17 protein-coding genes are annotated in these 16133 nt (G+C 70.5%); 5 read left to right on the plus strand and 12 right to left on the minus strand.

Annotation, left to right across the window (positions count from 1 at the left end; all coding sequences use genetic code 11):
- Window positions 1–5 precede the first annotated feature (5 nt).
- The 4 genes from A3G1_RS0102865 to A3G1_RS0102880 are packed head-to-tail and all read right to left on the minus strand — an operon-like array spanning window position 6 to window position 3520.
- Entirely contained in the window at window positions 6–824 is an 819-nt protein-coding gene (locus A3G1_RS0102865) for an aldehyde dehydrogenase family protein (protein WP_026211753.1), read from the minus strand.
- Window positions 817–2235 carry an aldehyde dehydrogenase family protein gene (locus A3G1_RS0102870; RefSeq protein WP_018347954.1) on the minus strand — a complete coding sequence of 473 codons (1419 nt, stop codon included), beginning with the start codon at window positions 2233–2235 and terminating at the stop codon, window positions 817–819. Before A3G1_RS0102870 ends, A3G1_RS0102865 begins: the two co-directional genes overlap by 8 nt.
- Window positions 2236–2237: 2 nt before the next feature.
- On the minus strand, window positions 2238–3170 hold the full coding sequence (gene deoC, locus A3G1_RS0102875; protein ID WP_026211754.1) for a deoxyribose-phosphate aldolase: 933 nt from the start codon (window positions 3168–3170) through the stop codon (window positions 2238–2240).
- Window positions 3171–3184: 14 nt separating this feature from the next.
- A complete protein-coding gene (locus tag A3G1_RS0102880) occupies window positions 3185–3520 on the minus strand; it encodes an MmpS family transport accessory protein (RefSeq protein WP_018347956.1) in 336 nt (111 codons plus the stop codon).
- A 35-nt stretch (window positions 3521–3555) separates the two neighbouring features.
- Here A3G1_RS0102880 and upp point away from each other — a divergent pair, with 35 nt between their 5' ends.
- Window positions 3556–4188 (plus strand): uracil phosphoribosyltransferase, encoded by a 633-nt coding sequence (gene upp, locus A3G1_RS0102885; RefSeq protein WP_026211755.1) that lies wholly within the window; start codon window positions 3556–3558, stop codon window positions 4186–4188.
- A gap of 88 nt (window positions 4189–4276) precedes the next feature.
- Here the strand turns inward: upp and A3G1_RS0102890 are convergent, their stop codons facing one another.
- From A3G1_RS0102890 to A3G1_RS0102900, 3 genes are read right to left on the minus strand one after another with little or no spacing between them, the layout of a single operon-like run.
- On the minus strand, window positions 4277–5656 hold the full coding sequence (locus A3G1_RS0102890) for a hypothetical protein (protein ID WP_018347958.1): 1380 nt from the start codon (window positions 5654–5656) through the stop codon (window positions 4277–4279).
- 25 nt (window positions 5657–5681) lie between these two features.
- Complete coding sequence (locus A3G1_RS0102895; protein ID WP_157640864.1) at window positions 5682–5942, minus strand: hypothetical protein; 261 nt, start codon at window positions 5940–5942, stop codon at window positions 5682–5684.
- A 2-nt stretch (window positions 5943–5944) separates the two neighbouring features.
- Window positions 5945–6124 (minus strand): hypothetical protein, encoded by a 180-nt coding sequence (locus tag A3G1_RS0102900; RefSeq protein WP_018347960.1) that lies wholly within the window; start codon window positions 6122–6124, stop codon window positions 5945–5947.
- Between the two features lie 234 nt (window positions 6125–6358).
- Between A3G1_RS0102900 and A3G1_RS0102905 the strand changes: the two genes are divergently transcribed.
- Window positions 6359–7336, plus strand: a complete 978-nt coding sequence (locus A3G1_RS0102905) for an ArsR/SmtB family transcription factor (protein ID WP_018347961.1) — start codon at window positions 6359–6361, stop codon at window positions 7334–7336.
- A gap of 91 nt (window positions 7337–7427) precedes the next feature.
- Window positions 7428–8402, plus strand: a complete 975-nt coding sequence (locus tag A3G1_RS0102910; RefSeq protein WP_018347962.1) for a helix-turn-helix transcriptional regulator — start codon at window positions 7428–7430, stop codon at window positions 8400–8402.
- Here the strand turns inward: A3G1_RS0102910 and A3G1_RS0102915 are convergent.
- The 4 genes from A3G1_RS0102915 to ddaH form a co-directional block, all read right to left on the minus strand.
- Window positions 8397–9302: a hypothetical protein gene (locus tag A3G1_RS0102915; protein WP_018347963.1), complete on the minus strand. Its 906-nt coding sequence runs from the start codon at window positions 9300–9302 to the stop codon at window positions 8397–8399. The two genes, A3G1_RS0102910 and A3G1_RS0102915, sit on opposite strands and share 6 nt — an antisense overlap.
- On the minus strand, window positions 9303–10124 hold the full coding sequence (locus tag A3G1_RS0102920; protein ID WP_018347964.1) for a MerR family transcriptional regulator: 822 nt from the start codon (window positions 10122–10124) through the stop codon (window positions 9303–9305).
- 116 nt (window positions 10125–10240) lie between these two features.
- A complete protein-coding gene (gene rocD, locus A3G1_RS0102925) occupies window positions 10241–11440 on the minus strand; it encodes an ornithine--oxo-acid transaminase (RefSeq protein WP_018347965.1) in 1200 nt (399 codons plus the stop codon).
- Window positions 11437–12237: a dimethylargininase gene (ddaH, locus tag A3G1_RS0102930; RefSeq protein ID WP_018347966.1), complete on the minus strand. Its 801-nt coding sequence runs from the start codon at window positions 12235–12237 to the stop codon at window positions 11437–11439. The genes rocD and ddaH overlap by 4 nt, the downstream gene beginning before the upstream one ends.
- A gap of 182 nt (window positions 12238–12419) precedes the next feature.
- On the opposite strand from ddaH, the gene A3G1_RS0102935 reads away from it, so the two are divergent.
- Window positions 12420–13001, plus strand: coding sequence for a Maf family protein (locus A3G1_RS0102935; RefSeq protein WP_018347967.1), 582 nt, complete (start codon window positions 12420–12422; stop codon window positions 12999–13001).
- Here A3G1_RS0102935 and A3G1_RS0102940 read toward each other — a convergent pair.
- The gene (locus tag A3G1_RS0102940) at window positions 12998–14185 is read right to left on the minus strand and encodes an MFS transporter (RefSeq protein WP_018347968.1); all 1188 of its coding nucleotides are present in this window, start codon (window positions 14183–14185) and stop codon (window positions 12998–13000) included. The two genes, A3G1_RS0102935 and A3G1_RS0102940, sit on opposite strands and share 4 nt — an antisense overlap.
- Before the next feature lie 168 nt (window positions 14186–14353).
- Between A3G1_RS0102940 and A3G1_RS0102945 the strand changes: the two genes are divergently transcribed.
- A complete protein-coding gene (locus A3G1_RS0102945) occupies window positions 14354–16099 on the plus strand; it encodes an acetyl/propionyl/methylcrotonyl-CoA carboxylase subunit alpha (protein ID WP_026211756.1) in 1746 nt (581 codons plus the stop codon).
- Window positions 16100–16133 lie beyond the last annotated feature (34 nt).

A 16133-nucleotide genomic window follows, 5' to 3' on the forward strand; every position in this document is an offset into this window, starting at 1 on the left:
CGGCGCTACGTGCCCTTGGGGTGCCAGACGGTCTTGGTCTCCAGGAATGTGGTCATCCGGCCGAGGCCCGGGTCCGCCGTCCAGTCTGGACTCGACGGGCGCAGTACCCGCTTGAGGTTCTGGGCGGCGGCGATCTCCAGATCGGCTGCCAGAGCCGGGTCGGCCACGCCGGTCAGGTCGATGGCGTTGACGTCGAGGTGCGAGGCCAGCCACGGTGCGACCTCGGCAGCCGAGCCGGTCAGGATGTTGACGACACCACCGGGCAGGTCGGAGGTCGCCAGTACCTCGGCGAGGGTCACGGCTGCCAGCGGCGAGGCCTCGTCGGCCAGCACGATCGCGACGTTACCGGTGGCGATCACCGGGGCGATCACGCTGACCAGGCCCAGCAGCGGCGAGGACGAGGGCGCGACGATCGCGACGATGCCGGTCGGCTCGGGAGCCGAGATGTTGAAGTACGGGCCGGCCACCGGGTTCGCCCCGCCACGGACCTGGCTGATCTTGTCGGTCCAGCCCGCGTACCAGACCAGGCGGTCCACGGCGGCGTCCACGTCCTCCGGGGAGGAACCGAGCGCGGCGAACTGGTCGCGGCGGCCCTCCAGCATCTCGGCTACGCGGTACAGGATCTGGCCGCGCAGGTACGCGGTCGCGCCGGCCCAGCCGCCGAACGCGGCCCGCGCGGCCACCACGGCGTCGCGGGCGTCCTTGCGGGAGGCCTTGGCGACGTTGGAATCCTGCACCCGGTACGTCCGTCCTGACTCGCTGCGGGGGAACTTGCCCCCGACGTACAACTTATAGGTCTTGAGAACCGCAAGCCGGTCAGACATTGAGGTAGGCCTCCAAGCCGTGCCGGCCACCCTCGCGGCCGTAACCAGACTCCTTGTACCCGCCGAAGGGCGAGGTCGGGTCGAACTTGTTGAACGTGTTGGCCCAGACGACGCCAGCCCGCAGCTTGTCGGCGATCTTCAGGATCCGGGAACCCTTCTCCGTCCACACGCCGGCCGACAGCCCGTACGGCGTGTTGTTGGCCTTCTCCACGGCCTCGGCCGGGGTGCGGAATGTCAGCACGGACAGCACCGGCCCGAAGATCTCCTCCTGGGCGATCCGGTGCGCCTGGGTCACGCCCGTGAACACGGTCGGGGCGAACCAGAAGCCCTTGGCCGGCAGCTCGCACGGCGGCGACCAGCGGTCGGCCTCGCTCTCGCCGATCTCGGCGAGCGCGCGGATCCGGGACAGCTGCTCGGCGGAGTTGATCGCGCCGATGTCCGTGTTCTTGTCGAGCGGGTCGCCCACGCGCAGCGTCGCCATCCGGCGCTTGAGGGAGTCGAGCACCTCTTCGGCCACCGACTCCTGCACCAGCAGGCGCGACCCGGCGCAGCAGACGTGCCCCTGGTTGAAGAAGATGCCGTTGACGATGCCCTCGACAGCCTGGTCGATGGGCGCGTCCTCGAAGATGATGTTCGCTGCCTTGCCACCCAGTTCCAGGGTGACCTTCTTGTTCGTACCGGCGACGGAGCGCGCGATCATCCGGCCCACCTCGGTGGACCCGGTGAAGGCGACCTTGTCGACCCCCGGGTGGTTCACGAGGGCCGAGCCCGTCTCGCCTGCCCCGGTGACGATGTTGACCACGCCCGGCGGCAGGTCGGCCTGCTGGCAGATCTCCGCGAAGAGCAGCGCGGTCAGCGGCGTCGTCTCGGCCGGCTTGAGCACCACGGTGTTACCGCAGGCCAGCGCCGGTGCGATCTTCCACGCGAGCATGAGCAGCGGGAAGTTCCACGGGATGACCTGGCCGGCCACGCCGATCGGCTTCGGGTCCGGGCCGAAGCCGGCGTAACCGAGCTTGTCAGCCCAGCCCGCGTAGTAGAAGAAGTGCGCGGCGACCAGCGGCAGGTCGACGTCGCGGGACTCCTTGATCGGCTTGCCGTTGTCGATCGACTCCAGGACGGCCAGCTCACGCGAGCGCTCCTGGAGGATGCGGGCGATGCGGAACAGGTACTTGCCCCGCTCCTTGCCCGGCAGCTTCGACCACTTCTTGAACGCCTTGCGCGCCGCGGCGACAGCCTTGTCCACATCGCCGGCGTCGGCCAGCGCCACCTCGGCGAGCGGCTCCTCGGTCGCCGGGTTGATCGTCTTGAACGCCCCGGAACCGTCCACGAACTGGCCGTCGATGAACAGCCCGTAACTCGGCTTGATGTCGACGATCGAGGCGGACTCTGGGGCGGGTGCGTACTCGAACATGTCTAGTCCACCGTCATGTAGTCGGGGCCGGAGTAGTGGCCGGTGCGGAGCTTGGCCCGCTGCATCAGCAGGTCGTTCAGCAGCGTGGACGCGCCGAACCGGAACCAGTCCGGGTCCAGCCAGCCGGGGCCGGCGATCTCGTTCACCGTGACCAGGTACTTGATGGCGTCCTTCGACGTCCGGATGCCGCCGGCCGGCTTCACGCCGATCTTCGTGCCGGTCTGGTCGAGGTAGTCGCGGACGGCCTCCAGCATCAGCAGGGTGGTCGGCAGCGTCGCGGCCGGGGACACCTTGCCGGTCGAGGTCTTGATGAAGTGCGCGCCGGCCATCATCGCCAGCCAGGACGCGCGCCGGATGTTGTCGTACGTGGCCAGCTCACCCGTCTCGAGGATCACCTTCAAGTGTGCGTCGCCGCAGGCCTCACGGACCGCGGCGATCTCCTCGTACACGTGCAGGTAGTCGCCGGCCAGGAACGCGCCCCGGCTGATCACCATGTCGATCTCGTCGGCGCCGGCCTGCACAGCCGCCCGGGTGTCGTCGAGCTTCACCTGGAGCGGGGCCTGGCCGGAGGGGAAGGCTGTCGCCACGCTGGCGAGGTGCACCTTGGAGCCCTTCAGCGCCTCGGCGGCGACCGGGACCATGCTCGGGTACACGCAGACCGCGGCGACCGGCGGGCACTCCGGGTCGCTCGGGTCGGGGCGCAGCGCCTTCGCGCACAGGGAACGGACCTTCCCCGGGGTGTCCGCGCCCTCCAGGGTGGTCAGGTCCACCATCCGCAGGGCCAGATCCAGGGCGTAGGCCTTCGACGTGGTCTTGATCGACCGAGTGCCGAGGCTGGCCGCCCGCTGCTCCAGCCCCACGGCGTCGACCCCCGGCAACCCGTGGAGAAATGCCCTCAATGTCGCATTGGTGGGACTAGTTAACAACGCCGTCATGCGGCCGAGTGTAGTTACTTGATGGTTGTGTCGCAGCGCACAACTGGCACATCGCCGCTGCGCTGAGTAACCACCTGCACGCCATCGACCTTGATCACACAGACCAGCGCCCCGTCGCCGGCGCCGTTGGTCAGCACGGACACGAACCGGCCGGCCGGAACCTTCACCGAGTGCTTCCACGGCAGGGCCACGACCTGGCCCTTGACCAGCTCCGCCCGGTCGTTGACGTACGCGACCTCCGCCGTCTCCTGGCCGGAAACCTCGTACGTGACCGTGTGCTCCTCGCCCTGGCTGGAGCAGCCGGACAGCGTCAGGAGAGTGGCAGCCGCGACGATTCTCAGGTACGCCATGCGCAGCAACTTACCGTCCCACTAACCTGACGGGCGTGGACGTACTCGTAGTCGAACATCCCCTTGCCCAGTCCCGGCTCACCGCCATGCGCGACGAGCGCAGCGACTCGGCCACGTTCCGGGCCGCACTGCACGAGCTGACGACGATGCTCGCGTACGAGGCGACCCGGGACCTCGCCGTAGCCAGGCCCTCCATCAACACGCCGGTCACGGCGACCTACGGGACGGCGCTGTCGAACCCGCCGCTGCTCGTCCCGGTACTCCGGGCAGGCCTCGGCATGGCGGACGCCGCCCTCAACCTGCTCCCAGAGTCCAGCATGGGCTTCGTGGGCCTGGCGCGCGACGAGGAGACCTTCGAGCCCCGCGCGTACCTGGAGTCGCTGCCCGCAGACCTCACCGGCCGCCCGGTGATCGTCCTCGACCCGATGGTCGCGACCGGCGGCTCGCTGCTGCACTGCGTCCGCATCCTCCACGAGCGCGGCGCCACCGACATCACGGTGCTGTGTGTGCTGGCCGCGCCGGAGGGCCTGCGCCGCCTGGAGGAGTCCGACCTGCCGGTCAAGGTCGTCACCGCCTCGATCGACGAGGGGCTGAACGAGCACAAGTTCATCGTGCCGGGCCTCGGCGACGCCGGCGACCGCCAGTTCGGCGGCATGCCCCGCTTCTAGCTCGTCGCGGTACCCAGATCAGAACACGCGGATGCCCGCCCGGCAGGTGAGCCGGGCGGGCATGGTGTTTCCTGCGGATCGGTGCAGGTCAGCGGAGGCCGAGCTGCCAGGTGCCGTACTCGACGGCCGCGCCGGTGCCGAACCGGGTCACGTAGCTGCCGGCGCCGGCGTAACCGGTCGCGCCGGTCGCGGTGTGCAGTTCGATCTTGCCGGTGCCGGTGTTGCGGACCTTGACGAAGTAGAGGTCACGGCCAGCCAGCTGCCAGGTGCCGTCGGCGGTCGCCGGGCCGGTGCCGAACCGGGTCACGTAGCTGGCGGCACCGGTGAAGCCGGTCGCGCCGGTCGCCAGGTGCAGCTCGATCTTGCCGGTACCGGTGTTGCGGAGCTTGACGAAGTACAGGTCGCCGGCCGAGATCTGCCACACGCCGTCGTCAACAGCGGCACCCGTGCCGAACCGGGTGACGAAGTGGCTGCCGCTGGCGTACCCGGAGGCCGCCGTCGCCGTGTGCACCTCGATCTTGCCGCTGCCCGTGTTGCGGAGCTTGATGAAGTACAGGTCGGAGCCGACCATCTGCCACACGCCGTTACCGGAGTCGGCGGAGCTGAAGTAGGTGATGGCCTGCGTGGAGGCCGTGGCGTACCCGGAGGCAGCCGTGGCGTTGTGCAGCTCGACCTTGCCGCTGCCCGTACCGGTGGTCTGGACGAACATCAGCTCGGAGGCGCTGAGCTGCCAGGAACCGTTGGCCGTCGCCGCGCCGGTGCCGAACCGGGTGATGTGACTGGTACCGGCTCCGCTGTAGCCGGTGCTGGTGGTGGCGCTGCGCAGCTCGACCTTGCCGCTGCCGGTACCGCTGGTCTGGATGAAGTTCAGGTCGGTGTTCACGCTGACCGGCGCGGATTCGTCGATGTTCTTGTAGCGCCGGGCGGTGTAGTGCCTGCGATCTCCGGCGTCAACGATCAGGTCTCCGTCGAAGTACGCGCCGGTGTGCTTGGTCTTGATCGCGTTCGTGGAACCGAAGCTGTAGTAGGCGAAGTGGACGCCGTCGGCCTCGTAGCCGGCGAAGAGATTGACGTGCCCGCCGGTCGCCAGCACGTCGCCCGGGAGCAACTGGCTGCGATCGATGGTCGTGAACAGGGTGTTGTTGTCCCGGAAGCCGTACGAGGTGAGTGTCGTACCCAGGTGCAGGGCCATGCTGACGTAGCCGGAACAGTCGCCCAGGTAGAGCCTGTCCTGCGGGTCCTTGTAAAAGTCGTCGCCGTCGGCGGTGTACTCCGGCGGGTTGTCGTCGCCGTCGTAGACGTAACCCTTGCCGACCCAGGACTCCGCCCGCTGGATCACCTCGGTTCGGGTGATCTTGCCGCCGACGGTGGACTCGGCCTGTGCGGGGCTGGTCGCGCCGACCAGGGCGCTCAGGATGGCGGCGGCCGTGACGGCTGCGGCCAGGGTGGTGCGGAGAACAGTACGCATGATGGGGTGTGTCCTTTTCGGAGAGTCAGGCGGCGAGTCGCCAGCCGGTGAAGGTCGGGTGCAGTGCCCGGGCACACAGCGCCCTGGCGGTGAGGAGCGCGGCGGCCTCGTGCTCGGCGAGCAGGAAGACCGCGAGGTCGAGCTGTCCGGGGCTGGCCCGGATCCGGAGGTGTTCGATGTGGTCGGTGTCCCGGACCGCCTCCCACAGCAGCCCCGTGACTGCCGCGGGGTCGGGGACCGGGGAGCGCGGGCCGGTCGCCCGCAGCGTGATCAGGTGCATGGTCACCACTAGCCCCAGGTCATGCCGTCGTCGAGCGTGCCGGGAGCGGGGTCCTGCGGAGCCTGGCCCCAGGTCATGCCGTCGGCGCTCGGGACACCCTGGCCAGCAGCCGGGCCGGCCTGCGTGGCGAGACCCACGCCGGTGACGGCCAGGGCGATGGTGGCGAGGAACAGGGCGATCCGGCGCATGGCAGACTCCACTTCTGAAATGAATGGGTAAGAGAAATTCGGAAGCTTTACCGGAGTTGTTGTTTTTCGTTCCGGTGTGTCGCTGTTGGAGATAAGCCTGCCGCAGGCCGGACCCGCTGTCACTACCAGCGGGGTGGCACGAGAGTGCCTGGCGCCAAGGTGTCAGGCGGGCAACGATCGGGCCAGCTGGCCTTGTAGGCCCGGCTGCCTGCGGAAACACTGGCAGCCGTGGGGATGCTGAGGGTGCACTTCACGGCGGGGGATCTCAGCCGGGTCCGGGTGTCCACAGCGGACCCGCTGTGGGAGACCCTCATGTCCGCGAACCTGCTCCAGCAGAAGGAAGCCGGAATCGTGTTCGGGCCGTGGTGGCGGGAACCCCGGACCGCGATCCGGCGCGCTGTACAGGACACGCCGGCGCTGCGCGGGCTGCTCCGGCTGATGCCGCCCTACGGCTACTGCCCGGACTTCCTCACGCCGGCCACCGGTACCTCCGACCTGGCGGAAGGCATCGACACCGTGCTGTCCACGTCGCGGCAGAAGATCGGCCACGACGTGGGCCGGCTCGCTGCTGGTACGCCGCTCACGGGATCGGCGGCGTTCCTCGCGGCTGGTGACGCGCCGACGCTGCGGCGGCTGGGGGAGACCATCAGCGAGTACCACGCCACCGTGCTCGCCCCGCACTGGTCACAGATCACGGCGGCGATCGGCGCCGACCGGGACCGGCGGGCGATCACCCTGCTGTCCCACGGCGTCGAGCAGCTCCTGCGCGGGCTGGTCCCCGGCGCGGTCTGGACCCCGCCGGTCTGGCACCTGCCGTTCCCGTTCGACGACGACCTGTACCTCGACGGACGGGGCATCACCCTGACCCCGTCGTTCTTCTGCTGGGGACGGGTCACCCGGCTGCTCGACCCGGAACACCCGCCGGTACTGGCCTATCCCGTGGCGCCCGAGCCGGGCTGGATGACCCCGGGAGAGCCACCGGCCGGGCTGGCCGAGCTGATCGGCCGGACGAGAGCCACCGCGCTGCTGGCCCTGGCGACGGAACCGGCGAGTACCAGCGGGCTGGCCGGGCGGCTCCGCATCTCCCCGGCCAGCGCCAGCGGGCACGCCCGGACGCTCAGGGAAGCCGGGCTGCTGGTCACCGTGCGGGAGGGCAAGGCGGTACGGCACCAGGCCACCGATCTCGGGCGCGCACTCCTGAACCAGCACTGACCAACCTTTCGACCCTCGCCGAAAGGCTGGCCGTCCGGGGCGTCCTGCTGGCATCTTCGCCGCTGTACCGTCCACCGACCCGGGACCACGCATGCTGGAGCTACTAGGCCTGTCCGCCGACGCACTCACCGTCTACCGCGCCATGCTCGCCCACCCCGGCCACGGGGTGGGCGCACTGGGCGTGGTGACCGGAATGGACGTCCGGCGGATCCGGTCCGCACTGGACGAACTGGCGGACCTCGCGCTGCTGCGGCCCTCCGGCGAGCAGACCGGTCAGCTCCGGCCGGTCAGCCCCGAGGTCGGCCTGGCGGCGCTGCTCGCGGAGGCCGAGGCGGAGACGGCCCGCAGGCAGGCCCAGATCGAGGCCACCCGGGCGGCCATCGCCGCGATCGCCGCAGAGCACGCCGGCACCAGGGACCGGGACGCGGCGATCCGGCTCGAAGGCGTCGACGCGGTCCGGGCCCGGCTGGAGGAACTCGCCCCGACCCTGACGGCCGAGTGCTGCTCCCTGAACCCCGGCGGCATGCACGCCCCCGACGCCCGGGCGGCCGGTACCCCGCTCAACCAGCAGCTCCTCGAACGCGGCGTGGCCATCCGCGCTGTGTGCCAGGACAGTTTCCGCAACGACCAGGCGACCCTCGCCCACGCGCGCTGGCTGACAGAGCTCGGCGGCCAGATGCGCACGGTGCCGGTCGTGCCGATCCCGCTGCTGCTCCTCGACCGGCGGATCGCGATCCTGCCCATCGACCCCGCCGACCCGAGAGCAGGCGCGCTGGAGACGCACAGCCCCGGCATGACGGCCGCCGCGCACGCGCTCTTCGCGCTGGCCTGGTCGTCGGGTACGCCCTTCGGCCAGGCCCCGAACGCCGACGACCAGGGCCGGAGCCCGACAGACCGCGCCCTGCTGGAGATCGCCGCTGCCGGGCACACCGACGAAGCCGCAGCGCGCAAGCTCGGTGTGTCGCTGCGGACGGTGCGCCGCCAGATGAGTGATCTCATGACCAGGCTCGACGCCACCAGCCGGTTCCAGGCCGGGGTCAACGCCGTCCGGAAGGGCTGGCTATAGGGCCGCGGCCAGCTCGGCGTAGCTGGGTGCCAGCTCGCGGAGCGTCGCCGCGGCTGTGGCTGGTGAGCCGGCGGTCAGCTCGTACTGGAGGCTGCCGACGAGCCGGGCCTGCCGGGCGGCTGTCGCGGCGGCCTCGGTGAGCCCGAGCGCGGTGGCGGCGTCGGCCAGGCGGCGGGTACCGACCCGGACGGCGAAGTGGGTCATCAGGCCGAGGACCGCCGGGTCAGCGCCCTCGTCGAGCATGCCGGCGAAGCGTTCCAGGGCAGCGGCGTTGCCGAGCGTCCCCGGCGCGACGTCGACATCGCCGGTCATGGCCAGCCAGCGCTTCGCGGCTGGCAGGGAAGCCAGCAGCGCATCGTGGGCGGTCACCTCGCGCTCACGGCGGAAAGCACTGCGCATCGTGTACCTGGTGGTCTTGTAGCTGATCGTCTCGGCCCGCCACGCCGCCAGGAACGCCTTCGCCGGCAGGCTCACGTACGGGAAGCCCTGCGGGTCGTGGAGCAGCACCCGGTCGTCGTCGGCCGCCAGCACCAGGACGAAGTGATCCGCCTCGATCGGCTGGCCGAGGCCGGGGTGGTGCAGGAGCAGCCCCATCTCGACCGGGCCGGCCAGTACCGGGCCGCCGGCCAGCGCGCCGCGCAGCTTCTCTAGCGCCTCGGCGTCCTCCTCGGAACCCTCCCGGCGGCAGGTCCAGCCGAGCAGGCCGATCGCAGCGTCGAGCCCGAGATCCGGATCCCAGCCATAGGGGTCGAAGAGGGGCAGGCGGCCCGAGATGAGCTGCGCGCCGAACGGCGAGCCGGTCAGCACCTCGATCACGGAAGGCGATGGCGCGCCCTCGCCCAGGGCCATCGCCAGGCTGTTGCTGTAGCAGTAGGGGCCGGAGCCGATGTACGTGTGCACCTATCCTCTTTCGGCAGTCGTGACGGGGTACGCGATGTCGAGGAACGCGCCGCCCGTGCCCGGGTACGTCTCCGTCGGGCTGCCGGTGCACAGCCGCCGCTCGCGGTCGATCCACCCGGCGAGCGCGTCGTACACGCGGAGGATGGCGGGGAAGGAGGCCTCGGCCTCCGGTACCGGGATGTAGGCCTCGGTCCGGGCAGCCTCGATCCGCACGCTCAGGTCCCCGGCCGGCTCGACGGTCCCGCTGAATGGCACCGTGACCTCCACCGGCCCGTCACTGTCCTGTGTGACCAGCCCGTGGAACCAGACCCGCATCGGGGCGTCGTCGCGGACTCCGCTGGCGGCGAGGTGAGCCCTGATCCGGGCGGCGGCGTCCGTGACGAAGGTGTCGAGGCCGTCCACGCGCACCCGCCGCTCGACGGACAGCACCTTGCGCTCCGGTACCTCCCGCAGCGCGACCTCCGCGTACAGCGGGACGTCCCCGCCGGCCAGCGCGGTCACCAGGTCGCGGCGGCGGCGCAGCGTGTCCTCCTCAGCGACGAGCCATGCGCGCAGCTCGGCGTCCCTGGCCTCGGGGGTCAGGCCGGCCAGGCCCGCGATCCGGGCCAGAGGCAGGCCCAGCTCACGCAGCCGGGAGATGAGCCGGGCGCGCGGCAGCTGGCCCCGCTCGTAGCGCCGGTACCCGGTCGCCGGGTCGGTCAGCGCGGGGGAGAGCAGGCCCTGCTCGGCATACAGCCGCAGTGCCTTCGGCGACAGCCGGGCTGCCGCGCCGAACTCCCCGGCCAGCATGAACTCGCCGGGTTCCCCGTGTTCCTCGATCATGGTCCGAGCTTCCACCATGCCCCAGGGGCGAGGTCAAACAACGCCCGAGGTCCACAACGACGGAAACGGCGCCACCCGGCATACGGGTGGCGCCGTTCCTGGCAGCCGGAGCAGCCTTACTGTCCCAGGACCGCTGCGATCTGCTCCACTGCCCAGTCCAGCTCCTCGCCGGTGATGACCAGCGGCGGGGCGAGGCGGATCGTCGAGCCGTGCGTGTCCTTCGCGAGCACGCCACGGGCCATCAGGCGCTCGCTGGCCTCACGGCCGGTCATCAGCGCCGGGTCGATGTCGACCCCGGCCCACAGACCCTGACCGCGTACCTCCAGGACACCCTTGCCGACCAGCGTGTTCAGGCCGGCGTGCAGCTTCTCGCCGAGCACCGTCGCGCGGGTCTGGAAGTCGCCGGTGCGCAGCAGGCCGACGACAGCCCGGCCGACGGCGCAGGCCAGCGGGTTACCGCCGAAGGTCGAGCCGTGCTGGCCTGGCTTGAGCACGCCGAGCACGTCCCGGTTGGCGGCGACGGCCGACACCGGCACGACACCGCCGCCGAGGGCCTTGCCCATCACGTACATGTCCGGAACGACGTTCACGTGGTCGATGGCGAACGTGCGGCCGGTCCGGCCCAGGCCCGACTGGATCTCGTCCGCGATGAACAGCACGTTGTTCTCGGTGGTCACGCGGCGGACGCCGGCCAGGTAGCCCGGCGGCGGCACGAGCACGCCAGCCTCGCCCTGGATCGGCTCGATGAGCACGGCGACCGTGTTCTCGTCGATCGCGGCGGTCAGCGCTTCGAGGTCGCCGTAGGGGACGATCTCGAAGCCCGGCGTGTACGGGCCGTAGTCGGCGCGGGCGTCCTCGTCGGTCGAGAAGCTGATGATCGTCGTGGTACGGCCGTGGAAGTTGTTCGCGGCCACGATGATCTTCGCCCGGTCACGCTGGACGCCCTTGACCAGGTAACCCCACTTGCGGGCCACCTTGATCGCGGTCTCGATCGCCTCGGCGCCGGTGTTCATCGGCAGCACGAGTTCCTTGTCGCACAGCTCGGCCAGCTCCTCGCAGAACGGGCCGAACTGGTCGTGGATGAACGCGCGCGACGTCAGGGTCACCCGGTCGAGCTGGTCCTTGGCCGCGGCGATCAGCGCCGGGTGCCGGTGCCCGAAGTTGAGCGCCGAGTAGCCGGCCAGGCAGTCCAGGTACCGCTTGCCGTCGATGTCTGTCACCCACGCGCCCTCGCCGTCGGCGATGACCACCGGCAGCGGGTGGTAGTTGTGAGCGGTGTGCCGCTCGGCGTACTCGACAGCGTCCACAGTGATCACTTACGAATCTCCAGGGTGCAGCACTTCGGGCCGCCGCCGCCCTTGAGCAGCTCGGGCAGGTCGACCTCGATCGGGTTGTAGCCCCGCTCCTTCAGCGCACCGATGAGGTGCGTGGCCTGCGGCGGGACGATGACGTTCAGGCCGTCGGACACCGAGTTGAGGCCGAAAGCCTCCGCGTCGGCCGCGGTGGCGAGCAGCGCCTCGGGGAACAGGCGGGCGAGGACAGCCTGGCTGCCCGGGGAGAAGGCACCCGGGTAGTAGCAGATCTGGTCGCCTTCGAGCACGAACAGCGCGGTGTCCAGGTGGTAGTACCGCGGGTCGATCAGCTGGAGCGAGATCACCGGGCGGCCGAACCACTCCTGCGCCTCGGCGTGCCCGCCCGGGTCGGTCCGGAAGCCCGTACCGGCCAGCACGTAGTTCTCGGTGACGAGGAAGTCGCCCTCACCCTCGTTGACGTGCTTCGGGGCCTGCACCGGGTAACCCTTGTCCTCGAACCAGGCCGAGTAGGCCGGGCCCTCGTCGGCACGCTGCACGTTGCGGAACTGCGCGCCGAGCACCTTGCCGTCGATCACCGTCGCGCCGTTGGCCGCGAACACCATGTCCGGCATGCCCGGCAGCGGGTCGATGAACTCGACGGTGTGGCCCAGCGACTGGTACGTCTCGACAAGCTTCTCCCACTGCGTGATCGTGGCGGCGTTGTCCACTGGCACGGACGGGTCCATCCACGGGTTGATCACGTACTCGACGGTGAAATACGTCGGGCGGCACATCAGGTAGTGCCGGGGCTGGAGCTTCATCGAGCCTCCGTTGACTTGTACCATCATGACAGCTAGAACGCTATGCAACGCTAAGCCGGATGGCGATCTCGCTTCGTTGCTCGATAACAGCGAGTCGTTGCGTTCTTTTGCCCCCAGGCGGCGATCTGTTGCGCGCGTGGCCCGCCGGAGTACCGATATCGACCGGCCTAGAATCTAGCTTCGTGACACGCCTGATCCTCGCCTCAGCCAGTCCGGCCCGCCTGGGCATCCTCCGCGCAGCGGGTGTCGAGCCCGAGGTCATCGTCTCCGGAGTGGACGAGTCGGGCGTGACCGGCCCGGCAGTACATGTCGCGGGCGAGCTGGCCCGGCTCAAGGCCGCAGCCGTCGCGGCGATCTCCCCGTCGGACACCCTGATCCTGGGCTGTGACTCGGTTCTGGAGTTCGAGGGCGAGGTCTTCGGCAAGCCGGACGACGCCGCCGACGCCACGGCCCGCTGGCGGCGGATGCGGGGCAAGTCCGGCGTGCTGCACACCGGTCACCACCTCATCCTCGGCGCCCGGTCGGCGGGTGCCGTGGCCAGCACGACGGTGCACTTCTCCGACATCACCGACGCGGAGATCGCGGCCTACGTCGCCACCGGCGAACCGTTGCGCGTCGCGGGTGCCTTCACGCTCGACGGCCTCGGCGGCTGGTTCGTCTCCGGGATCGAGGGTGACGCTGGCACGGTCATCGGCCTCTCGCTCCCGCTCTTCCGGAGTCTGCTCGCCGATCTGGGCCTGGGCGTCACAGACCTCTGGGGCTAGCTGATCTCAGCTGCCGGCGTGTGCACCAGGCGCGCCGGCAGCCGCCGGGCCACCTGCCACACGCAGAGGGCCGCGAGCGCGAGGAACACCGGCACCAGCAGGAACGCGGGATGGATGCCCACCCGGTCCGCGATCGGAGCCAGCACGAAAGTGGTCACCGCGAAGGACAGCCCCATCGCGTACGCCGACAGCCCGGTCGCCCGGTCGGGATGCCCGGCCGAGGCCTCGATGGCCAGCGCGATCCCCATCGGGTAGTGCACCGACATGCCCAGCCCGGCGATCACCAGCCCGGCCACGGCCAGGGCTCCCGTCGTGGACAGCCAGAACACCGCGAACCCGGCCAGGGCCAGCCCGATCGAGCCGAGCAGCAACGCCGGCGGCGAGTACCGCAGCCCGAGCCGCCCGCCAGCCAGCCTGCCGACGAACATGCCGCCAACGATCGCGGCGATGCTCCCGGCCGCCCCGCCCTCGGACATCCCGGCGTGATCACGCAGCACGACGCTGCCCCACTGCGTCAGGCACACCTCCACCGCCCCGCACAGCGCGACGACCATCCAGGCGAACCAGTACGCGACCGGCAGCCTGCCCGGCCGATCGTGATGGGACACGTCCTGGGCCGGTGCCGCCGGTACCTTCGTGAGCAGCGCGTAGAGGCCCAGCCCCGCGATCAGCGCCACCGTCACCGCGATGGCCGGCCGCCAGCCCCAGCCGATACCGACCGAGGCGCCGACCACCATCGGGGCGATCACGCCCAGCCCGGCAGCCCCGGCGTTGGCCTCGCTGATCGCGGCCGGAGCCTTCGGCCCGTGCAGGGCGGTCAGCGTCGGCGCGATGTAGCTGACGACCACGATCCCGAACACGGAGGCGAACAGCACCGCGGCCAGCGTCAACGGCAGCGGCTCCACCAGGCACAGCACGCCGACCCCTGCCGCGACCCCGCCGAGCCCGATCCACACGGTCGCGCCCCGGCCGAAGCGCTTCAGCAGGTACGGGTAGACCACACCGCCGCCGAGCATCGAGCCGACCGCGAGCGCGCTGCCGTGCAGGCTCGCCACGAACTTGCTGGTGCCCTGCTCGTCCTGCAGCAAGGGCACGACGGGAGCGAAGGCGTAGAGGAAGTAGCCCCAGATGCCCAGCTGGGCGTAGCTGAGCCAGGTCAGTCGATCGCGGTGCAGCCGGGTCACTCCCTAGAACCTACACGCTCGGTAACCAGCATCGGCAGTACTACTGGAAACTTTCCTAACCATTATCGGATGCCTGGCCGGGTCGCCGTTACCACCGGGTAGCGAGGTTGTGGCCGTTTATCCCGGCGCGGGAGATCGAAGACCTGAGGGAGCGTTAGACTCCGACCCGTGCGCAAGGTATTGATCGCCAATAGGGGCGAAATCGCTGTCCGAGTCATCCGGGCCTGCCGGGACGCCGAGCTGGCCAGCGTGGCCGTGTATGCCGACTCCGACCGGGAGGCTCCGCACGCGCGGATGGCCGACGAGGCCTACGCGCTGGGCGGCGACACCCCAGGTGACACATACCTGCGGATCGACAAGCTTCTCGACGTGGCCAAGCAGTCCGGTGCCGACGCCGTGCACCCGGGCTACGGCTTCCTCTCCGAGAACGCCGACTTCGCCGAGGCGGTGATCGGCGCCGGGCTGACCTGGATCGGCCCGTCCCCGCAGGCCATCCGGGACCTCGGCGACAAGGTGACCGCCCGGCACATCGCCGCGCGGGCCGGAGCCCCGCTGGTCGCCGGTACCGCCGACCCGGTCGCGAACGCCGGCGAGGTCGTGGCCTTCGCGCAGGAGCACGGGCTGCCCATCGCGATCAAGGCCGCGTTCGGCGGTGGCGGGCGCGGGCTCAAGGTCGCCCGCACGATCGACGAGATCCCGGAGCTGTTCGCCAGCGCGACCCGCGAGGCCATCGCGGCGTTCGGGCGCGGCGAGTGCTTCGTCGAGCGGTACCTGGACAAGCCGCGGCACGTGGAGGCCCAGGTCCTCGCCGACCAGCACGGCAACGTGATCGTCGTCGGTACCCGTGACTGCTCCCTCCAGCGCCGGCACCAGAAGCTCGTGGAGGAGGCCCCGGCCCCGTTCCTGACGGACGCGCAGCGGGCCCAGATCCACTCCAGCGCGAAGGCGATCTGCAAGGAGGCCGGGTACCACGGCGCCGGCACGGTCGAGTACCTCGTCGGCACCGACGGCACTATCTCCTTCCTCGAGGTCAACACCCGGCTCCAGGTCGAGCACCCGGTGTCGGAGGAGACGACCGGGCTGGACCTGGTCCGCGAGCAGTTCCGGATCGCCGACGGCGAGGCGCTGGCGCTGACCGAGGACCCGGCTCCGCGTGGCCACTCCTTCGAGTTCCGGATCAACGGCGAGGACCCGGGCCGTGGCTTCCTGCCCGCGCCGGGCGTGGTGACCCGGTTCGCGGCGCCCTCGGGCCCGGGTGTCCGGGTCGACGCCGGCATCGAGTCCGGCTCGGTGATCGGCGGGAACTTCGACTCGCTGCTCGCCAAGGTGATCGTCACGGGCGCGACCCGCGACGAGGCGCTGGCCCGCTCCCGGCGGGTACTGGACGAGCTGGTCGTCGACGGCATGGCCACCGCACTGCCCTTCCACCGCGCGATCGTCCGCGACGAGGCTTTCACCAGCGAGCCCTTCACCGTCCACACCCGGTGGATCGAGACCGAGTGGGTCAACTCCGTCACGCCCTTCACCGACCCGGCGCTGGCCGGCGAGACCGAGCCGCGCGAAACGGTCGTGGTCGAGGTCGGCGGCAAGCGCCTGTCCGTGACCCTGCCCGCTGGGCTCGGTGGCGGCGGGGCGGCCCCGGCCAAGAAGGCCGCACCGCGCCGATCGGGCGGTGGCGGCGCGAAGAGCGGCGCGAGCGGCTCCTCACTGGCCAGCCCGATGCAGGGCACGATCGTGAAGATCGCGGTCGAGGAAGGCCAGCAGGTCGCCGAGGGTGACCTGATCGTGGTCCTTGAGGCGATGAAGATGGAGCAGCCGCTCAACGCCCACAAGTCCGGCGTGGTCACCGGCCTGGCCGCCACGGTGGGCGAGGTCGTCTCGGCAGGCGCGGTCATCTGCGACCTGAAGGACTAGGTAGTGCCGGCCCGCTGAGAACGAATCTGGAAGC

This window comes from Longispora albida DSM 44784, assembly GCF_000379825.1.
GTDB classification, from domain to species: domain Bacteria; phylum Actinomycetota; class Actinomycetes; order Mycobacteriales; family Micromonosporaceae; genus Longispora; species Longispora albida.